The sequence below is a fragment of the Ensifer sp. MJa1 genome (genome assembly GCF_037026475.1).
Classification (GTDB): domain Bacteria; phylum Pseudomonadota; class Alphaproteobacteria; order Rhizobiales; family Rhizobiaceae; genus Ensifer.
Genome location: NZ_JAKUMO010000028.1, coordinates 1 through 19,418, shown reverse-complemented (window position 1 = coordinate 19,418; position 19,418 = coordinate 1). Strand labels below are relative to the sequence as shown.

Genomic DNA, 19,418 nt, shown 5'->3' with positions numbered 1-19,418 from the left:
CCATTCTGGAGAAGAAAATGACCATCGTTCAATCCGTTGCAGCCGTCGGCTCCGACCGGCCGAACAACCGTTCGGCCTTCGAGAAGGACCGGGATCACGTGCTGCATCCCTATACCGATTTCGCGACCTTTGCCGCCACCGGCAGCCAGATCATCGAGAAGGCCGAAGGTGCCTATGTCGTCGACAGCACCGGACGCCGGTTGCTTGACGGCATCGCCGGCCTCTGGTGCGTCAACATCGGCCACGGCCGGCGCGAGATGGCCGATGCAATCGCCCGCCAGGTCATGGACATGGACTACTACAACCCCTTCGGCGCATCGGGGAACGTGCCGGCAGCCGAGCTCGGCGCGCGGCTCGCCGAGCTTTCGCCCGGCAGCCTCAACCATGTCTACTACACCTGCGGCGGGTCGACCGCGAACGATGCGGCCATCCGTATCGTCCACTACTACTTCGCCATGCGCGGCAAGCCGGGCAAGCGCAAGATCATCTCGCGCAACAACGCCTATCACGGCGCGACCTATGTGGCGGCGGCGCTGACCGGGATCCACGGTACGAAATACGGTTTCGCCCAGGTCGGCGAAGATTTCATCCACCACGTCTCGGCCGCCGACTGCTACGCCCGTCCCGACGGAATGACCGAGGAGGCCTATTGCGACCTGCTGGTGCGCGAGTTCGAGATGCGCATTGAACAGCTCGGTCCCCAGAACGTCGCCGCCTTCATCGCCGAGCCGATCATGGGGGCAGGCGGCGTCCTGGTCGCACCGAAGGGCTACCACAGGCGCATGCAGGCGGTCTGCCGCCGCAACGATATCCTCTACATCGCCGACGAGGTCGTGACCGGCTTCGGCCGACTTGGTGAGTGGTTCGCCTCCGACGCGATCTACGAGACGCAGCCGGACATCCTGGTGTCGGCGAAGGGCATCACGTCGGGCTACATCCCGCTCGGCGCGACGCTGATTTCCGACGAGATCTACGACGTCATCAACCGTCCGCAGTGCGAGGGCGGGGTGTTCTCCATGGGGCTCACCTATTTTGGCCACCCGGTCGCCTGTGCCGCGGCGCTGACCAATATCGAGATCATGGAACGGGAACGGCTGCTGCCGCATGCGGCGAGTACCGGCGCGCATCTGCAGAGCCGGGCAAAGGCACTGCTCGCCCACGATATCGTCGGCGACGTCCGCGGCGCCGGCCTGATGCTCGGCATCGATCTCGTTGCCGACAAGGTCACGAAGCAGCCGTTGCCGGTCTATGAGAAGGCGAGCGAAACCATCTTCCAGGGTTGCGTCGCCCGCGGCGTCATCGTCCGTCCGGTCGGCAATCGTCTCATCGTATCGCCACCTTTGATCGTCACGGAGGCCGAATGCGACACGATTGTTTCAGCACTTTCGGAATCGATTGCCGCTTTCATGGCATCCCGCGCTTGAGGAGCATTTGAGATGAGCGAAATCACCGTCGCAGCGACGCAGATGGCCTGCAGCTGGAACATCGATGAGAACATCGAAAAGGCCGAGGAACTGGTGCGGCTTGCCCATGAGGATGGCGCTCAGATCATCCTCCTGCAGGAGCTGTTCCAGACGCCTTACTTCTGCCTGGAGCAGACGATCGACCACCTCGACCTGGCGGCGAGCCTCGGCGAGGACCGGGCAATCCGGCATTTTCGGACGGTTGCTAGGGAACTCGGCGTCGTGCTGCCGATCTCATACTACGAGAAGGCGGGACCGGCGCAGTACAACTCGCTGGCGATCATCGATGCCGACGGCGAGATCCTCTGGAACTACCGCAAGTCCCACATCCCGCAGGCGCCGGGCTATGAGGAGAAGTTCTATTTCAGCCCCGGCGATACCGGTTTTCGGTCTGTTGACACGAAGTACGCGCGGATCGGCTGCGGCATCTGCTGGGATCAGTGGTTTCCAGAAACCGCTCGGGCGCTCGCGCTTCAGGGCGCGGAGCTTCTGTTCTTCCCAACGGCGATCGGCAGCGAACAGAAGGCGGAGATCGACAGTTCCGGCCACTGGCGCCGCACGATGCAGGGCCATGCGGCCGCCAACATGGTGCCGGTGATCGCCTCCAATCGGGTGGGCACTGAAGCGGCCGGCGGCAACGAGGCGCTGTTTTACGGCACCTCCTTCATTGCCGACCACACCGGCGCGATCGTCGCCGAGGCCAGCCGGACCGACGAGACCTACCTGACGGCGCGGTTTGATCTTAACGCGATCCGCACCTTCCGGCGCAGCTGGGGGATCTATCGCGATCGCCGGCCCGATCTCTATGGCGCGATCCGTACGCTCGATGGCCAGACGGCGATCGGCTGAGTTTTTTCGCAAACAATCAAACATTTAAAAGCCGGATCCTGGCGCTGCCGCTATGTCGCAGGCACTCGGACCGGTTGGGAAGGGTATGAAACCATGAAGAACCAGACACCACGCGAGGCAGGCTTTCGCATGCCGGCCGAATGGGAGCCGCATCGCCGCACCTGGATGATGTGGCCATGCCGCCACGAGGTCTGGGACGATATCGCCGCGACCCGCCGCGACTATGCGGCCGTCGCCCACGCGATCCGCGAGTTCGAGCCGGTGACGATGGCTGCGCGCCCGGAGGATATAGCCGAGGCGCGCGCCATCCTCGACCCCTCGATCGACCTGATCGAAGCTGATATCGACGACAGCTGGGCGCGCGACGCCGGTCCCTGCTTCCTGACGGCGGCTGACGGCCGTCGTGCCGGCGCACGCTTCAAGTTCAACGCCTGGGGCGGCAAGTATCATCCTTTCAACGGCGACGCGGCCTTTTCCGGGCTGGTGCTGGAGAAGGCTGGTGTTGCGGGCTTCGTCTCCAACCTCATTGCCGAGGGCGGCGGCGTCAGCGTCGACGGTGAGGGTACGATCATCACCACGGAAACCTGCTTTCCCAACAGCAACCGCAATCCCGGCTGGAGCCGCGACGACATCGAGCGCGAGCTTCTCGACATGCTCGGTGGGGAAAAGGTGATCTGGCTACCAGGCAATCCGATCGAGGACGAGACCGATGGCCATGTGGACGGCATCGCCGTCTTCGTCGCACCCGGTGTCGTATTGATGGAAAGCCCTGGTGAGGGGGGCGACGAGGAGGATGACGAGTGGAACCACTACATCCGCTTGAATCTGGAGGCGATGCAGGGCCAGACCGATGCCAAGGGTCGACCGATCCGGATCGTCACTGTTCCGGAAGCGGTCGACGCGCCGTCGGACCACCCGAAGTTCTGCCGCTCCTACGTCAACTCCTACCTCGTCAATGGCGGCGTGATCATGCCGTGTTACGGCATCGAGTCCGACACGGTCGTACGGCAGATGTTCCGTTCGCTGTTTCCTGACCGCCGCGTGCGCGAGGTCCGGATCGATGCCATCGCCATCGGTGGCGGCGGCATCCATTGCATTACCCAGCAGGAACCGCTTTGATCGTCGAGGGTAACTTGACGACAAGGCGGGGAATGACGGGATTTCCGTTTGAACAGATGACATTGATCGGCAAGGCCGTGGCTGCGATCGGCAGCCCGGCCTTTCCGGACGCACTCAGGCAACTCTGCCTCGACGTCTACGGCTTCGACAGCCTGTTCGTCTCGGTTTTCTCCGCCGACCAGCCGCCGCTGCAGCTTTATAGCGATCTCGATCCGGAGGCGACCAGGCGCACCATCGGTCCCTATCTCGGCTTCGCCTACCTGCTCGATCCGTTCTACAGCCTTTACTTGAGCGATCCCGGCGACCGGGTGGCGAGCCTCGACGACTGCGCGCCCGACGATTTTCGCGAGAGCGAGTACTACCGCATGTTCTATGCCGAAACCGGGCTCTACGACGAGATCGTCATGCTGGTCGCGAGCGCCGGGGGCACCGCGATCGCGCTGTCGCTCGGTCAACGGACGGTGGACTGCCGCCCCGGACCGCAGGCCCGCGCCCATCTCGACGGCCTGCTGCCCGTCGTCTCCGAGCTTTGTCGCAAGCACTGGCCGCAACCGGTCGCCGGTTCGGCCGCATGCGAGCCCGCGGCCGACATGGTGTTTGCGACCTTGTCGCAATTGAAGGTGAGCACGCGCGAGGGCGAGATCATCCGCCTGATGCTCAAGGGGCATTCGACCAAGAGCATCGCGCGCATTCTCGGCAACAGCCCGGAAACGGTAAAGGTCCACCGCAAGCGCATCTATTCCAAGCTCAAGATCTCCTCGCAGGGCGAGTTGTTCTCGCTCCTGCTCGGAGGTGCTGGCGGCTAGGGCATCTCGCTTTCAAGCCTGCATCATTGAAGCGGCGAGGGTGCTTTGAATCAAATCAGAATCGTCGGCACTGCGCGTTCGTTTGAACACGCAGTGCCTTGGCCGTTAGTTTCCGGAAAACAGGCCTTCCGCATCATAGACGGGATCACCCTGCAGCAAGGTCGCCTCGACGGCGGCCTTGCCGATCTCCTTGACGGGAATGTCGAAGATATCCTTGTCGATGACAACGAGGTCGGCGAACTTGCCGGGCTCGATCGTGCCCGTCTTGTCCTCCTGGTTCAGAAGCTTCGCCGGGCTGATCGTCATCCACTTGACGGCCGTTTCCACGTCCGGTGCGCCGTCCTTCTTGCGCTCAAGCGCCGTCTGGATCTTGACGAGCGGCGAAAGCTCGTCGGCGTCGAAATCGCTGCTCATGACGACGGTTGCGCCCGTCTTCTCGATGCTTCCGGCCGGCATCATGGTGTCGGCGCGATCACCGATGAACTTGCGGATGAAGCTGTCATATTCGCGGCTCAAGGAACTCGGCGCCAACTGGAAGTCGGCAACGACGCCTTCGTCCTTGAACCGGCCGTAATCCGCCTTGTCGAGCAGGTAGATATGCGTGAGGCGATGCGGGCCGGGCTTGGCGTCCGACTGCGCGATGGCGTCAAGCGCCAGGCGCGCGCCGCGGTCGCCGGTCACGTGATAGTGCAGCTTGAAGCCCTTCTCCGAGAGCACCGTGGAATAGCGATCGAGCGTCGCCTCGTCGAAATAGAGGAAGCCACTGTCAAACCCGTGGTCGATACCCGGGCCTTGTCTGTAGGACGCAAGCAGCGCGCCCGTGCGCTGCTCGATGATGCCATCCACATAGAGCTTCACCTGGTTGAATTTCAAAAGCCGGTTGGGATCGTTGCTGTAGAAGCTCGTCAGTTTTCCCACCTGCGCATCGAAGGGCAGGTCGGGATAAACATAGAGCGCGTTGGCGGCACGAAGCGTCAGCGTGTCGTTCTTCTCGGCCATCTGCCAGGCCTTCAGATGCCCCTGAGGCCAGAAGCCGCCGGCGTCGCTGACGGTGGTGATGCCGTTCTCGGCCATCGTCTTCAGGGTCGGCAGCATGCTTTCATAGGCGAACTTGACGTTTTCGGGCGTGTCGGGGAAGGCGAGGTTGCGCAGCTTCTGCTGGGCGTTCTCAAGCACGATGCCGTTCGGCGCGCCGGTCTTCTCGTCGCGCAGGATGATGCCGCCGGGCGGGTTGCCTTTGATCTCGTCGTAGCCGGCTGCTTCAAGCGCGACACTGTTGGCCCAGGCGCCGTGGCCGATGTCGTCGAGGATCAGGATCGGCCGGTCGCTCGAAATCTTGTCGAGCACGCCAACGGGATCGTCGGTTTCATCAAGCAGGTTGGTCATGCTGACGCCGGAGCCGACCACCCAGTCGGTTTCGCTCTGCTTCACGCAATCGCGCACCGTTTCCTTCGTCTCTTCGAGCGAGGCGAAGGCTTCGAATTCGCACAGGCTCGCGTTGACGCCGGCCTCGATCAGATGCACGTGCGCATCCTGGAAGCCCGGCAGCACCAGCTTGCCGCCGAGCTTGACGACATGTGCGTCCGCGCCCGCTTTCTCAAGCACATCCGCTTCGTCGCCGACGGCAAGGATCACGCCGTCCTCATCGATCGCCACGGCCTCTGCCAGAGGAGCGGCCGCGTACATCGTGCGGACCTTGGCATCGGTGATGACGAGTGTTTCGGCGTTGGCGGCGGTCGCGCTGCAAAGCGCTGACGCGGCCAGCAGAAGGCCGGTCAGTGATCGCAGCGTTTTCCTGGTGTTTTGGGACATGGAGTCTTACCTTTCCTGTCGGACTTAACTACCACGCCCGCGACATCAGTGCAGGTGAACTCTCCCGCTGCATGATTCCTCTAGTCGTCACCGGCTAGAGGAATCATGCAGCGGGTCAGACCGCTACGGCCACCTTTGTGCGTCGAATAAGACAGGCGGCGCTGTAGGAGCGAAGGTTTGCGGGCGCTTCTTGCTGACAGCAGTGTTTTCGGTTGCTGTCAGTCGTCGCTGGCCATCAATCGAGCGTAACCCAGACCGATTTTGACTGGGTGTTGTCGATCAAGGCCTGCAGACATTTGTCACGGCCGTGGCCTGAGAGTTTCCAGCCGCCCCAGGGCTGGCTCATGTCGCCGTTCATGTAGCCGTTGATCCAGACCATGCCGCATTCGAGATCGCGGGCGATGCGGTGCGCGCTGCCAAGGTTCGAGGTCCAAACGCCGGCGGCAAGGCCGTAGGGACTGTCGTTGGCGATCTGGACCGCATGCTCTGCTCCATCGTGCGGAATGATCGCCCCGACGGGCCCGAAGATTTCTTCCTGGGCGATCTTCATGCCGTTGTCGACGCCGGCAAAAAGCGTTGGCTCGACGAAACACGCGCCGCCCAAGTTCCGGTCGCTCGGGCCGCCTCCGATCACGGCTCTCGCGCCGTCCTGGCGCGCACCGTCGATATAGTCGAGCACGCGGCCTTGATGCAGCTTGTTGACGAGCGGACCCATTGTCGTCTCTGGATCGAGTGGATCGCCCGGCCGGTACTTCCGCGCGGTATGGCCGGCGATGAGATCGCAGAATTGGTCGTGAATGCTCCGGTCGACCAGAATGCGTGATCCGGCCGAGCAGACCTCGCCCTGGTTTCCGAACAGCCCGTCGGCGATCTTCTCAGCCACTGCGGAAAGATCCTCGACGTCGGCAAGCACGATCTGTGGCGACTTGCCGCCGAGTTCTGCCGAAACCGCCTTGAGGTTCGTGTCGGCGGCATAGCGGTACATCTGCCGGCCGATCGCTGTCGAACCGGTGAAGGCGATCTTTTCCACCTGCATTGAGCGCGCCAGCGCCTGACCAGCGACCGCGCCGCGCCCGGGCACGACATTCAACACGCCGTCCGGTCCGCCGGCCTCCAGAAACAGGCGACCGAGCATCAGTGCGCTGAGGGAGGTGTCTTCTGCAGGCTTCAGGACGACGCTGTTGCCGGCGGCAAGAGCTGGCGCGATCTTCCAGACGGCCATCATCAGCGGGTAGTTCCACGGTGTGATGCAGCCGACCACACCGAGCGGCTGGCGCAGGATATAGTGCAGCGCATCTGGATTGGTGACCGGGGCAGCCCCTCCAATCTTGTCGATGCTTTCGGCCATGAAGCGCATGGTCAGCACGGCGCCCGGCACATCGATCGCGCACATTTCCGCAATCGGCTTGCCCATCTCCAGCGTGTCGAGCACCGCGAGGATATCGCGGTTTTCGGCAATCAGTTCGGAGAAGCGGGTGAGAATGTCGATGCGCTGCCTGAGGCGCATGCGCGACCAGACGCCTTGCCGGAACCGCTTCGCCGCGACGTCACAGGCCGTCTCGATATCGGCGGCGTTGCCGCAAGCGACTTCGGCGATCAAGGTGCCGGTCGCCGGATTGATCGAAGCGAGCGTCTCGCCGCTTCCGGCTGCTCGAAACTGCCCGTCGATCAGCATCCGCGTCTCGGGGCGCAGCGCTTCTGCGATGCGGTGCCATCGTCTTTCCGGTGTCGTGTCCATGACCTGCTGCCTCCACAGTTGACCTACCGTCCGTTTTAGCGAGCGGGCGGGAACCGGGCACAGTCCCCCTCATGGGTGACTGGTGCTCCCTTGAATAGCCACGGACGTTGGGGGCGACGAAGCACATGCGTGGAGGACGGGATGCGATACGGGATAGACGGGGACCGGCTGTGGGCGCGGCTGATGGCGATCGCCCAAATCGGCGCGACGCCGGAGGGCGGATCGTGCCGGCAGGCGCTGTCGGACCCGGACGAGGCCGGGCGCGCCCTGTTTCTCGACTGGTGTGGCGCGCGCGGATACCAGCTTCGCAAGGACCGGATTGGCAATCTCTTCCTCCGCCGCGCTGGCCGTGAGGCTGAAGCATCGCCAGTTCTGATCGGCAGCCATCTCGATACGCAACCGACCGGCGGGCGTTTCGACGGCGTGCTCGGTGTGCTCGCCGGCCTCGAAGTTCTTGAGACGCTGGACGACAACGCCGTGGAAACGGATCGGCCGATCGAGCTCTGCGTCTGGACCAACGAGGAGGGCTGCCGGTTCCAGCCGGCGATGATGGGCTCCGGCGTCGCCTGTGGCGTGCTGGAGATGGAAACCGTACTTGCTGCTCGTGATCACGCGGGGACAACGCTTGCCGAAGAGATTGCCCGCCACGGATATGACCAAGAGCCTGGGCCAAGTCTAGCGGAAGCTGCGTGCTACATCGAGTTGCACATCGAGCAGGGGCCGATCCTCGAGGCAGCGGGCAAGACCATCGGCGTTGTCACAGGCGGCCAGGGCATCCGCTGGTACGAGATCTCGATTATCGGCGAGGAAACCCATGCCGGGCCGGTGCCGATGGCGCTCCGCAAGGATCCGGTCCCCGTGCTGATGCACGTGATCGGGTTGGTGCAGGCGATCGGCCGGACCGACGAGGCTGCCCGCTGCACCATCGGGAGGATCGATCTGTCCCCGGGCGCAATCAACGTCGTTCCGGGGCAGGTCGCCATGACGGTCGACCTCAGGCACCCCGACGAGGCAGTTCTCGACGCCATGCATCGCCGGCTGGTTGAGGGGCTCGATGTGCTCCGTCAGCGCCACCCGGACATCGACCTCCAGGGACGCATGACCTGGCATTCGCCGGTGGTCACCTTCGACAGGGGCTTGATCGAGACAGTTCGCGCCAGTGTTCGCGATCGTGGCCTGACCTTCACCGACATCGTCTCCGGCGCCGGGCATGACGCCTTCAATCTGGCAAGACGGGTGCCGACAACGATGATCTTCGTCCCCTGCCGCGATGGTATCAGCCACAACCCGCGCGAATATGCTGCTCCATCTGACGTGGCCGCCGGCGCAAACGTGCTCTTGGATCTGACGCTGGCGCGTTCCAACATGTAGAAGCCGCCGGTTCGGTCGCAGTCCTTGCCGTCAACGCGCGTAGGACATGCGGCATCAAGGGAAAAGTGCGACGCCGAACTTGTCCGCCATGGCGGCAGGCAGGGCGTCGCCTTGCGGCGACGGTGCCGCGCGCCATCACACCTCGAACACGTCCTCGAACGATTCCGGGAAGTTCTGACGGGCGACCCGCTCGTCGATGACGAGCAGGGCCTCGTAAGACAACGGGTCGAAATCCTTCTCCGCCGCCACGACTTCGCGGCCGAACAGGAGATTGAGGCGGGCTGCATCAAGATTGCCACGCTCAAAAGGTTCCGCGCCGAAATGGTGCCAAAGGGCGTGGAGGAATGCCGCATCGATGCGGTGCGCTCCCGAGCCCGGCCGGGCATGGCGGGGCAATGCCTTGATCGGCGTCACTCCTTTCGGATTGGCGCGGCGGATGACGAACTGGATGCCGGTACCCGGCATGGCATAGGGAAAACCCCGGTGTTTCGTCATGTCGGGCAGCTTCGCCATTCTTTTCTCCTTACGCGGGTTCTTTTTGGTCGATCTTGTCCTGCGTCTTCGTATCGAAGTCGGAGGCGTCGTGGCGCTCGTGCAGCTGTTCCGACGGATCGCCGCTCAGCCTATTGACCATGCGACCGCGCTTGACCGCCGGGCGGGCGGCGATTTCGGCCGTCCAGCGCTGGACGTTCTCGTAGCTCTGGACATCGAGGAACGTGCCGGCATCGCCATAGGCCTGACCAAGCGCCAGGTTGCCATACCAGGGCCAGGTGGCCATGTCGGCGATGGTGTATTCGGAACCGGCGAGGAAGCGGTTCTCGGCGAGGTGGCGGTCGAGAACGTCAAGCTGGCGCTTCACTTCCATCGCATAGCGGTCGATGGCGTATTTGATCTGCATCGGCGCGTAGGCATAGAAGTGGCCGAAGCCGCCGCCGAGGAAGGGGGCGGATCCCATCTGCCAGAATAGCCAGTTGAAGGTCTCGGTGCGGGCGCGAAACTCGGTCGGCAGGAAGGCACCGAATTTCTCGGCGAGATAATGCAGGATGGAGGCCGATTCGAAGACGCGGACCGGTGCGCCGCCGCCCTTCGGCGCATGGTCCATCAGCGCCGGGATCTTGGAATTGGGGTTGACGTCGACGAAGCCCGAGCCGAACTGGTCGCCATTGCCGATACGGATCAACCAGGCATCATACTCGGCGCCCGTGTGGCCTGCGGCCAGCAGTTCTTCGAGCATGATCGTGACCTTCACGCCGTTGGGCGTGCCGAGCGAATAAAGCTGCAGCGGGTGCTTGCCGACCGGCAATTCTTTCTCATGGGTCGGGCCGGCGATCGGGCGGTTGATGCTGGCAAATGCGCCGCCATTGCCCTTGTCCCAGGTCCAGACTTTCGGGGGTACATAGCCGGCAGGAAAATTGTCGGCGGGGGACTTCTCGGTCATGAATCAATCCTTGTCGTCGAAAAGTACAAAAATTGCCGGAGCAACGGCATGCTATATAGGAAGGCCATCGGCGATATGCCCGGTTCTATATCGACTTATTTCGCCGGCCAGAAGGGCCCGAGGCTAAAGAGGCAGGGCGAAAGTTCGAGCGATGGAAGCCAAGGGTCTTAAAGCAGCGGTGGCAGCGGTGGTCGCACGGATGCGACTGCTGCAGTGGAGCGAGGCGAACCGGAGAGGTGGGCCGCTCGACTGCCATTTCGTTGGCCGCGGCGGGAAACCGGAAAACCCCACGTTCGCCATCCCTGTCGCGTCCGGTTGACACGGTTCGCGCTCCCTTGGGTAATGTGTCGCGCGGGGATCGGTTCCCATTTCTGCGGCAGATGTGGCCATGTCGCCGTGCCGGAATCCGACGCGTGATCCCAACGACTTGAAAGACCCTTTCAGCAGGCAACCGACAGCGGCCACCGGCTGTGGACGCTTGATCGGAAAAAATAACATGAGTATTACAGACAAGTTTATTTGTGCGTGCTAAGAGACTGCGCGTTCGCTTGGCCGCCCGGTCCCTGACCAGGCCCGACGATCGCGTCGCGGCAAACGGTGCGCACGACGCAGGACGCAAAGTTGAAGTTGTTATGATCGGATCGGACATCATGGTCGACATGGAAACGCGCCATCAGGTCTATTTCGCCAATCGTACCGCTTTGGTCGCGTATGCAACCCGTATCGTCGGATCACGCGAAACTGCAGAAGACATCGTGCAGGAGGCTTTCATCCGTTTCGCGCCGGCAAGCACCCCCACCGGTCCCTCAGGCCTGTCGCTCGCCTATCTCTACCGGATCGTGCGCAATCTTTCCCTCGACCTCATCAAGCGCCGCAAGATCGAAGCACGGGAGGAACAGGGCGAACCGCCTTTCTGGTCGGTGCCGGGCGAGGTGCCGACGCCGGAAGACATTGTGCTTGTGACCGACGAGGTCAGACGAATCTCCGGCGCGCTTGAGGAACTCCCGGTCGAGGTCCGCGTGGCCCTGGAGATGCACCGCTTCGGTGGATACACGCTGGAAGAAATCGCCGCTCACCTGAATATCTCGGTCGCGACCGCCCACCGCCACGTCCGCACGGCCATGATGCGCGTTGCAACAACGCTGGCGGGAAATGGCGGCTGAAAATCGCCGCCGTGCGTGAAAAAAAATCGCGCGCAAATCGTCTTTGTGACAGGCCGGTTATTTCCGCAAGAGCATCCTTTCTTCAACTGGAGACACTTGAAGATAGAAAGATGCTCTAACATCAAAGTACTAGAGCGTCATTCACGCAAGCAGCAGGCAGAGCTTTGACCAAGGACAACCACATACCGGAGGCTCTGCTCGAAGAGGCCATGGACTGGTTTCTCGAGCTGAAGGCGCGGCCGAACTGTCGGGAAACCGAAGCCGCGTTCCAGGCGTGGCTCAGCCGATCGGATCTGCACCAGGAATCCTGGGAACACGCCCTGAAAACCTGGCAACTTCTGGGCGAGGTGCCGCCGGTCCATGAGCATCTTTGGCGCGGCGCCCGGCCGCTCGCCGCCAATGTGCTGCCGATCCGCAAGAGCTGGACCGGAAAAGCCTATGCGGCCGGTGCGGCGGCCTTGGCGCTTGCCGCCTGCCTCCTGATGTTCGTTTCGCTCCCGTCGCTGCTGTTGTGGTGGCAGGCCGATCACGTGACCGAGACGGCGCAAAGCACGACAGTGACGCTGGAAGATGGCACGGTCATTCAAATGGGCGGCGACAGTGCCATCGCGACCGAAATCAGCGCGAGTGCCCGTACCGTCAGGCTTCTCAAGGGTGAGGCCTTTTTCGATGTCGCGCGAGATCCGTCGCGCCCCTTCGTCGTTGACGCCGGCGGCGTCGCCGTGCAGGTCCTAGGCACTGCCTTTGATGTGCAACTGGCGCAGTCGGAGACGACCGTCGAGCTTGCGCATGGTATCGTGGCGATCTCCTACAGCGGAAAGGGCCACGAGGAAAACTTCGAGCTTTCCCCCGGCGAAATGGCGACCGTGGTGCATGCAACGGGTGCAGTCACTCGAAACCAGATCGCGCAGGAGGATATCGGCGCCTGGCGAAGCGGCAAGATGTTCGTCAATGACGTGACCGTGGCTGCGGCCGCCGAGCGGCTGCAGCGTTATCATTCTGCCTGGATCGCCATTCCGCAGGCGGGCCTCGCCGGACAGCGGGTGACCGGCGTCTATGACCTGAAGGATCCGGATCTCGCGCTTCAGGCTCTGGTCCAGCCATTCGGCGGCAAGGTTCGCGAGGTGACGCCCTATGGTCGTGTCCTGACCCAATTTTAATTGGAGTCAAATATTCAAGAAAAATCTCTCGCCGGTGAAAAAAAATCTGGAGCCGGTCGTCTTTGGTCGGAAGCGCACGCCCGAGGGGCAGCGCGGAAAGCCGAGACGGGGGTAAAATGAGTTCGCCGAAATGCCGCAAGGGACAGGTTTCTTTCAATGCAAGACGTAGCCGGGCGGGACTGCGCCTGCTCACAACGACGGCGATCGTCGGACTTTCCTCCCTTGCCTTGTTGCCCCCTTCCACCGCCTCTGCCCAGCAGACCACATCCCGCGTCAGCAACGCCCGCACGTTCAATATTCCAGCTCAGCCGCTGGCCAGCGCGCTGAACGCCTTCGGACGGCAGTCCGGCCTGCAGGTGACCTTGGCCGCGACGACGTCGGAAGGAATGCGCTCGAAGGCCGTCAACGGCACGATGCAGCCGCAGCAGGCGCTTGCGCAATTGCTGTTGGGAACCGGCATTTCCTATAGCATCTCCGGCGGCACGGCCCTGATCGGCTCGCCGAAAGCGGCAGGCGGTGCGGGCACCGCAACTGTTGCAGGCGCCACCGCGCTCGATCCGATTTCCGCCTTCGGCGGTGGTCCGCTTGGCGCCGGCGAAATCGTGATCTCGTCGGAGGAGCTCAGGCAGAAGAACCCCGCCGACATTGGCGATGTCTTCTCAGGCGAGCCGGGCATCGAGGTCGGCAGTTCGCTGCCGATGTCGCAGAAGGTTTATGTCCACGGCATCGAGGAAACCAGCCTTGCCGTGACCATGGACGGCGGCCGCCAGAACAACAAGGTCTTTCACCACAACGCGACCAACCTGATCGATCCCGGTCTGCTGAAGGCGGTCAACGTCGATGCCGGCGTCGCGCCGGCCGATGCAGGCCCAGGAGCGCTTGCCGGCGCCATCGCCTATGAAACGATTGATGCGCGCGAGATGTTGGACGGCGACGGATTTGGCGGGTTCGTCACGTCCAGCTACAACTTCAACAGCGACACGGTCACGACAGGCATATCCGCCTACGGCCTGCAGGAAGGGCTCGAATTCCTCGGCTACTTCAACTTCGGCAAGGGCAACGACTTCACTGCCGGCAACGGCCAGGAAGTCCAGGGCACCAGCACGGATTTTCTGAGCGGCCTCGGAAAACTTGCCTACGAGTTCGACAGTGGCGACCGCTTCGAGATCAGCTATGATCGCATCTATGACGATGCGCCGCGACCCTTCCGCGCCAACATGAGCTCCATCTCGAACCCTCGACCGTGGGAGCCCCGCATCCGCGACTACACGCTCGGCCGGCAGAATACTGTCTTCACATACACCGACAGCACGCCGGAAGGCTGGTGGGATCCGAAGCTCCTGCTTGCCTACAGCAAGACCGAGGTCGAGCTGCCGATCTTCCCACGACCTGGTGCCGGAGTTCCTACCACCTACCAGGCGATCGGCACGTCGGACAGCTTCAACGGCAAGTTCGAGAACAAGTTCTCCTTCGATATTGGCAACGTGATCGCCGGTGTCGATTTCTACAACGACAAGGCAGACCTTGAGGATCTGTTTGATCCAGGCACCGAGAAGGCACGCAACATCGGCGTCTACGCCCAGGCGCGGCTCGAGCCCTGGGAGCGGACGCGCCTGTCCTTCGGCGCACGAGGGGACAATCAGCAATTCACCGGGACGACGGGCGAAGAGTGGACCAATTCCGGTTTCAGCGGCAACGTCTCCGGTGAGTACGACCTCATCGAGGACCTCCTCATCGCCAAGGCCGGCTACTCGCATGTCTGGGCCGGGATCCCGCTCGCCGAGAACTTCATCATCAATCCCAACTGGAACTACGGCGACGGCCCGAAGCCCGTAACGGCGGACAACTACGTTCTCGGGCTGGAAGCCAACTACAACGGCTTCACGATCGAAGGCAGCATCTTCCAGACGGACATCGATGACGCCCGCACGCCGCGCTTTGCGGTCGCCCGCGGGATCGAAGCGCACGATGTTCGCTCGCGCGGTTTCGAAGTCGGCGGCGGATACAACTGGGGCGACGGCTATTTCAAGGTGAAATATGCCAATATCGACGTCGAAATTGACGGAAAGCCTGCCGATTCCGACCTCGGTACCTATCTGGCTACGCCGGCTGGCCAGATCATCACCTTGCAGGCGATCCACACGCTCACGGATTGGGGAGTCACCTTCGGAGCGGATGCCGAAATTGCGCTCGACTATGATGACGTCGCGGTCGGCAGCAAGCCCTTGGAGGGTTACCAGGTCTTCAACGCCTATGTTGAGTACGTGCCTGTGGAGCGGCCGAATCTCACGCTGCGTGCCGAGCTCAAGAACATTTTCGACGAGACCTATGCGAACCGGGCGACCTATGGCCAGGAATTCGGAAACGTAACGCCGCTCTACGAGCCGGGTCGTTCCTTCATTCTCACCGCCAGGGCGACATTCTAATTCGCCGGTTCGCGATCGCGACTGCCGCGTCCTCCCCGCGGCGGTCGCCCAAGACGCTCAGGCGACCCGCTGCGGCCGCCTGAGCGATGAAAGCCGAAGGACAGGAGTTCCAGATGCAAGAAGCGACAACCCATTTTGCGACGGAAAACGGCCAGAAATACCTGGCGCAGCTCTGCAAGCATTTTGCCCACAAGGTCGACGTGGAGCAGGAGGGCGATCGCGCCGAGCTCAGGTTTTCCTGCGGCACGGGCTATCTCCAGGCGACGCCGGATGGGCTGAGCATTCGCGCCCTATCGCCCGATGTCGCCGAACTGGCCGATACCAAGTCGGTCATCGAAAGCCATCTTCTGCGCTTCGCGTTCCGCGAAGAGCCTGGCCCGCTCCACTGGCAGCCTGCCGGCTGAGACCGGCGGATCGAGAACCCACGACTAGAAAATTCGATGTGTTGGTCGGCAACGCCCAACGCCATTGCGCGGCTATGCGTGCCGCGTGCCGAGGATCGACAGGATGCAATCGTCTAGGCAAGTCGCAGAAATCGCCACATTTCAGAGCTTCGCAAACTGCTACCTGCGCGAAGTCAATGCCGGCATCCGGGTTATGCACCGTGCCGCCTCAGGAACGGTCGACTGCGTCGAGTGGTCGCTGCCCCGGCAGCACATGATCCTGCGGGCTGAGGTGACGTCGCCGTCTGTTTGCGGCCCCCATCACTTCGGCAGGGTCTGGGGCAGGGGCGTGTCCGATCCGGCCTGGCGCCAGATCGAGCTTATCAATGCGCTGCATATCCTCGTCCACGAATGTTATCGCCAGGCAGAGGGAGCGCAGGCCGATGCCTTGCGCGGATTCGAACTCGAACTTCTGATGCGGGTGCTCGAGAGCTACCAGCAGACGGCCCTCTACATCGACAAGGCGGGGCCTGAACCTGAAGACGGCGGTCACTTCATCGAGGCCGAGCAGTCGCTCGTCTTCGGTCATTGGCAGCATCCGACGCCGAAAAGCCGGCAGGGCATGACCTACTGGCAGCAGGAAAGCTACGCGCCGGAACTGCGCGGCCAGTTCAAGCTGCACTACTTTGCTGCGAGCGCCGATCACGTGCGGCAGGCGTCGGCGCGGCCGGTCGAGGCGCATGCAATCGTGCGCGCGCTGGTGGCAGGGGATCCGACGGTCAGCGCGATCGGAGCCGACGAGTACCTGCTGCCGATGCATCCGCTGCAGGCGGAAGCCTTGCTTCTCGATCCAGATATTCAGGCCCTGCAGTATAAGGGGCTGCTGCGTCACCTCGGTCCCGGCGGTCCCGCTTTCACGGCGACGTCGTCGGTGCGCACGGTCTTTGGCGCCGGCACCGACTGGATGCTCAAGTTCTCGCTGCCGGTGCGCATCACCAATTCGGTACGCCTCAACCGTCGCCAGGAGCTTGAGGCAGGCGTTGCCATGGCGAAACTGATCGATCGGATCGGCTTTGCCGAACGGTCTCGGAATTTCCGCATCGTCCAGGATCCCGCCTACATCACGCTCGATCTGCCCGGGCGCAACGAAAGCGGCTTCGAAGTCATTTTGCGCGAAAATCCCTTCGTCCGCGGCGCGGGCAAGGGCGTGGTGACAGTCGCCGCATTGACGGCCGATCCGCTGCCGGGAAGCGTGTCCCGGCTGGAGCGACTGGTGCAGACGGTCGCAATGCGCGAGCGCGATGCGTTGCCGAACGTCGCCGTCGCCTGGTTCCGCCGCTATCTCGACTGCGCCGTCGAGCCTCTGATCCGCCTCTATGACGACTACGGCATCGCGCTCGAGGCGCACCAGCAGAACAGCCTGCTCGACGTCGGCGGCGGTTACCCATCGGTCAGCTACTACCGCGACAATCAGGGCTTCTATCTGTCCGAACGCTATCGCAGTCTGCTTGCCGGGCATGTGCCGGAAACCCAGACCATCATGTCGCTCTATTTCGCCGACAGCGAGATCCGCGACCGGTTCGCCTACTACCTGATCGTCAACCAGGTCTTCTCGGTGATCAGCCGCATGGGGCACGACGGGCTTTGCGACGAGAGCCTGCTACTGCGCGAGTTGCGCGCGCACCTCGAACGCTATGCCACGGACATGACCGGTGCCGGCCGCGACTTCGCACGCCACATCCTCGATCTGCCGACCATCGTCTCCAAGGCCAATCTGACGACACGTCTCTATGACGTGGACGAACTGCAATCCCAACATGCGCCGACGCTCTACCGCCCCGTGCCGAACCCGCTCAGGGCACCGGTGGTGCTCGCCGCGCAAAGGACCAGCCATGCCATTGCCTCTTGATCTCAAGGGGCGCCCGGACGAGCGGGTGCTTCGCCAGCTCGTCGCCGCTCTTCTTTTTGAAGGTATAGTCAAGGCTCGGACGCAACCCGACATTGGCGAAACGGCCTTCCTGTGGTCGCTCGGTGGCCGCCAGTTCCGGTGCCGTGGCGCCATCACGCCGTTCGACCGGATCCGGCTCGTGCCGGGGTCGGTGGAAATTGAGGACGCCACAGGCGAGTGGATCGAAGCACCTCTGGCGCAACTGGTTTCCCTGCTGCCCGGCAACGGCCCCAATCGCGGCAAACTGCTTGGCGAATTGACGCAGACGATTGCCTTCAGCGCCTGGAACGACCGCAATCTTCCGCAGCGCTCGCGCCGCGCCATGTCGTTTGCGGAACTCGAAGGTGCGCTCGACGAAGGCCATCCTTACCATCCCTGCTACAAGGCACGCACCGGCTTTTCGTTCGCCGATCACGCGGCCTTTGGGCCGGAAGCCGGCAACGCCTTCCAACTCGTCTGGCTGCTCATCGCGCGCAAGCATCTGCGCTGTGCCTTGCCCACCGACGAAGCCGTCTTCTGGCAGGCGGAACTCGGAAGCGAGACCTGGTCCGAATTGCAGGAACTGCAACGTCGGCTCGGTGCCGCGCCCGAAGAATTCGGCTTTCTGCCTCTGCATCCGTGGCAGTGGCGTACGCTCAGCGAACCGCTTCTCTCCGGCTGGATTGCGGCTGGCGAAGCCCATTGCCTGGGACCGGCGGGGGACCACTACACCTCGACGCAGTCGGTGCGTTCGTTGCTGAACCGGGACCGTCCGCTTGCCGCGAGCATCAAGCTGCCGCTCAACATGATCAACACCTCGTCGCGACGGATCCTCGAGCCACATTCCGTCTGCACGGCGCCGGTAATTTCCCGCTGGATTGCCGGGATGGTCGCAGCCGACCCAGCCTTTGAAAGACGTTATCCGCTGACGATCCTCAAGGAATATGCCGGCGTGATCGCCGACGGTGACGGACCCCTTGCCGGGCAGGTCGCGGCCATCTGGCGTGAGAGCGCGCAAGCCACGCTTGAAGCCGGTGAAGCCGTCATTCCCTTCAATGCCCTGATGATGGTGGAAGCGGACGGTCGCCCGTTCGCCGACGACTGGATCAAGCGTTTCGGCCTGATGCCGTGGATCAACCGGCTGATCGAGATAGCGGTCCTGCCCGTCTGGCATCTTCTCGTCCACCATGGCCTTGCGGTCGAGGCGCACGGGCAGAACATGCTTCTGGTCCATCGTGACGGCTGGCCGGAGCGCCTGATCCTGAGAGACTTTCACGAAAGCATCGAGTTCTCGCCAGGTTTCCTGCGCGAACCGGAAGAAGCACCGGATTTCCTGTCGCTGCACCCGCTCTATCGCGACGCCGAGCCGGACCAGTATTACTGGACGGACAAGCTGGATTCGCTGCGCGAATTGGTGATGGACACGCTGTTCGTCTACAATCTCAGCGAAATCTCCCACCTGCTCGAGCACTGCTACGACCTGTCGGAAACGCTCTTCTGGCAGCGGGTCGAAAGCGTGCTTGCGGCCTATGCGAGCGAGCACGCGGCGGCGGAGCGGCTGGCTCAGCTCGGCTGCGACCAGCCCCGCATTCTTACCGAATCCCTGATGACGAGGAAGCTCCTCGCGCTCAAGCCGGAATACCACCACACCGTGGATAACGCCTTGGCCGCCGGCGTGCTTCAACGAAGGAGGTGGCATGAAAGAGACCGCGTCCGCTGAGAGAACGGATCACTGAGATGCCGGTGATGATTGAGGGACAGCC

General features: G+C 62.8%; 15 protein-coding genes. 11 read left to right on the top strand and 4 right to left on the bottom strand.

The window, feature by feature from the left end; all coding sequences use genetic code 11:
• Positions 1-17: 17 nt before the first annotated feature.
• The 4 genes from MKZ91_RS27310 to MKZ91_RS27295 all read left to right on the top strand — a co-directional run bounded on the left by MKZ91_RS27310 (position 18) and on the right by MKZ91_RS27295 (position 4,237).
• Positions 18-1,424, top strand: coding sequence for an aminotransferase (locus MKZ91_RS27310; protein ID WP_336174181.1), 1,407 nt, complete (start codon positions 18-20; stop codon positions 1,422-1,424).
• A 12-nt stretch (positions 1,425-1,436) separates the two neighbouring features.
• Positions 1,437-2,312: an N-carbamoylputrescine amidase gene (gene aguB, locus MKZ91_RS27305; protein ID WP_336174180.1), complete on the top strand. Its 876-nt coding sequence runs from the start codon at positions 1,437-1,439 to the stop codon at positions 2,310-2,312.
• 93 nt (positions 2,313-2,405) lie between these two features.
• On the top strand, positions 2,406-3,431 hold the full coding sequence (locus MKZ91_RS27300; RefSeq protein ID WP_336174179.1) for an agmatine deiminase family protein: 1,026 nt from the start codon (positions 2,406-2,408) through the stop codon (positions 3,429-3,431).
• Positions 3,432-3,463: 32 nt separating this feature from the next.
• Complete coding sequence (locus MKZ91_RS27295; RefSeq protein ID WP_336174178.1) at positions 3,464-4,237, top strand: helix-turn-helix transcriptional regulator; 774 nt, start codon at positions 3,464-3,466, stop codon at positions 4,235-4,237.
• A gap of 105 nt (positions 4,238-4,342) precedes the next feature.
• Here the strand turns inward: MKZ91_RS27295 and MKZ91_RS27290 are convergent, their stop codons facing one another.
• On the bottom strand, positions 4,343-6,049 hold the full coding sequence (locus MKZ91_RS27290) for an amidohydrolase (protein ID WP_336174177.1): 1,707 nt from the start codon (positions 6,047-6,049) through the stop codon (positions 4,343-4,345).
• 235 nt (positions 6,050-6,284) lie between these two features.
• Positions 6,285-7,787, bottom strand: coding sequence for an aldehyde dehydrogenase family protein (locus tag MKZ91_RS27285; protein WP_336174175.1), 1,503 nt, complete (start codon positions 7,785-7,787; stop codon positions 6,285-6,287).
• Between the two features lie 141 nt (positions 7,788-7,928).
• On the opposite strand from MKZ91_RS27285, the gene MKZ91_RS27280 reads away from it, so the two are divergent.
• Positions 7,929-9,158, top strand: a complete 1,230-nt coding sequence (locus MKZ91_RS27280; protein ID WP_336174173.1) for a Zn-dependent hydrolase — start codon at positions 7,929-7,931, stop codon at positions 9,156-9,158.
• 135 nt (positions 9,159-9,293) lie between these two features.
• Here the strand turns inward: MKZ91_RS27280 and MKZ91_RS27275 are convergent, their stop codons facing one another.
• Both MKZ91_RS27275 and yghU read right to left on the bottom strand, forming a co-directional pair.
• On the bottom strand, positions 9,294-9,671 hold the full coding sequence (locus MKZ91_RS27275) for a hypothetical protein (RefSeq protein WP_336174172.1): 378 nt from the start codon (positions 9,669-9,671) through the stop codon (positions 9,294-9,296).
• A gap of 10 nt (positions 9,672-9,681) precedes the next feature.
• Entirely contained in the window at positions 9,682-10,596 is a 915-nt protein-coding gene (yghU, locus tag MKZ91_RS27270) for a glutathione-dependent disulfide-bond oxidoreductase (protein WP_336174171.1), read from the bottom strand.
• Positions 10,597-11,228: 632 nt separating this feature from the next.
• Here yghU and MKZ91_RS27265 point away from each other — a divergent pair.
• The 6 genes from MKZ91_RS27265 (at position 11,229) to MKZ91_RS27240 (ending at position 19,375) form a co-directional block, all read left to right on the top strand.
• Positions 11,229-11,759, top strand: coding sequence for an RNA polymerase sigma factor (locus MKZ91_RS27265; protein ID WP_336174170.1), 531 nt, complete (start codon positions 11,229-11,231; stop codon positions 11,757-11,759).
• 164 nt (positions 11,760-11,923) lie between these two features.
• Positions 11,924-12,919 (top strand): FecR family protein, encoded by a 996-nt coding sequence (locus tag MKZ91_RS27260; protein ID WP_336174169.1) that lies wholly within the window; start codon positions 11,924-11,926, stop codon positions 12,917-12,919.
• 116 nt (positions 12,920-13,035) lie between these two features.
• On the top strand, positions 13,036-15,345 hold the full coding sequence (locus MKZ91_RS27255; RefSeq protein WP_336174168.1) for a TonB-dependent receptor: 2,310 nt from the start codon (positions 13,036-13,038) through the stop codon (positions 15,343-15,345).
• Between the two features lie 113 nt (positions 15,346-15,458).
• On the top strand, positions 15,459-15,749 hold the full coding sequence (locus MKZ91_RS27250; RefSeq protein ID WP_336174167.1) for a DUF2218 domain-containing protein: 291 nt from the start codon (positions 15,459-15,461) through the stop codon (positions 15,747-15,749).
• A gap of 103 nt (positions 15,750-15,852) precedes the next feature.
• Complete coding sequence (locus MKZ91_RS27245) at positions 15,853-17,637, top strand: IucA/IucC family protein (RefSeq protein WP_336174166.1); 1,785 nt, start codon at positions 15,853-15,855, stop codon at positions 17,635-17,637.
• Positions 17,621-19,375 carry an IucA/IucC family protein gene (locus MKZ91_RS27240; protein ID WP_336174165.1) on the top strand — a complete coding sequence of 585 codons (1,755 nt, stop codon included), beginning with the start codon at positions 17,621-17,623 and terminating at the stop codon, positions 19,373-19,375. Before MKZ91_RS27245 ends, MKZ91_RS27240 begins: the two co-directional genes overlap by 17 nt.
• Positions 19,376-19,418 lie beyond the last annotated feature (43 nt).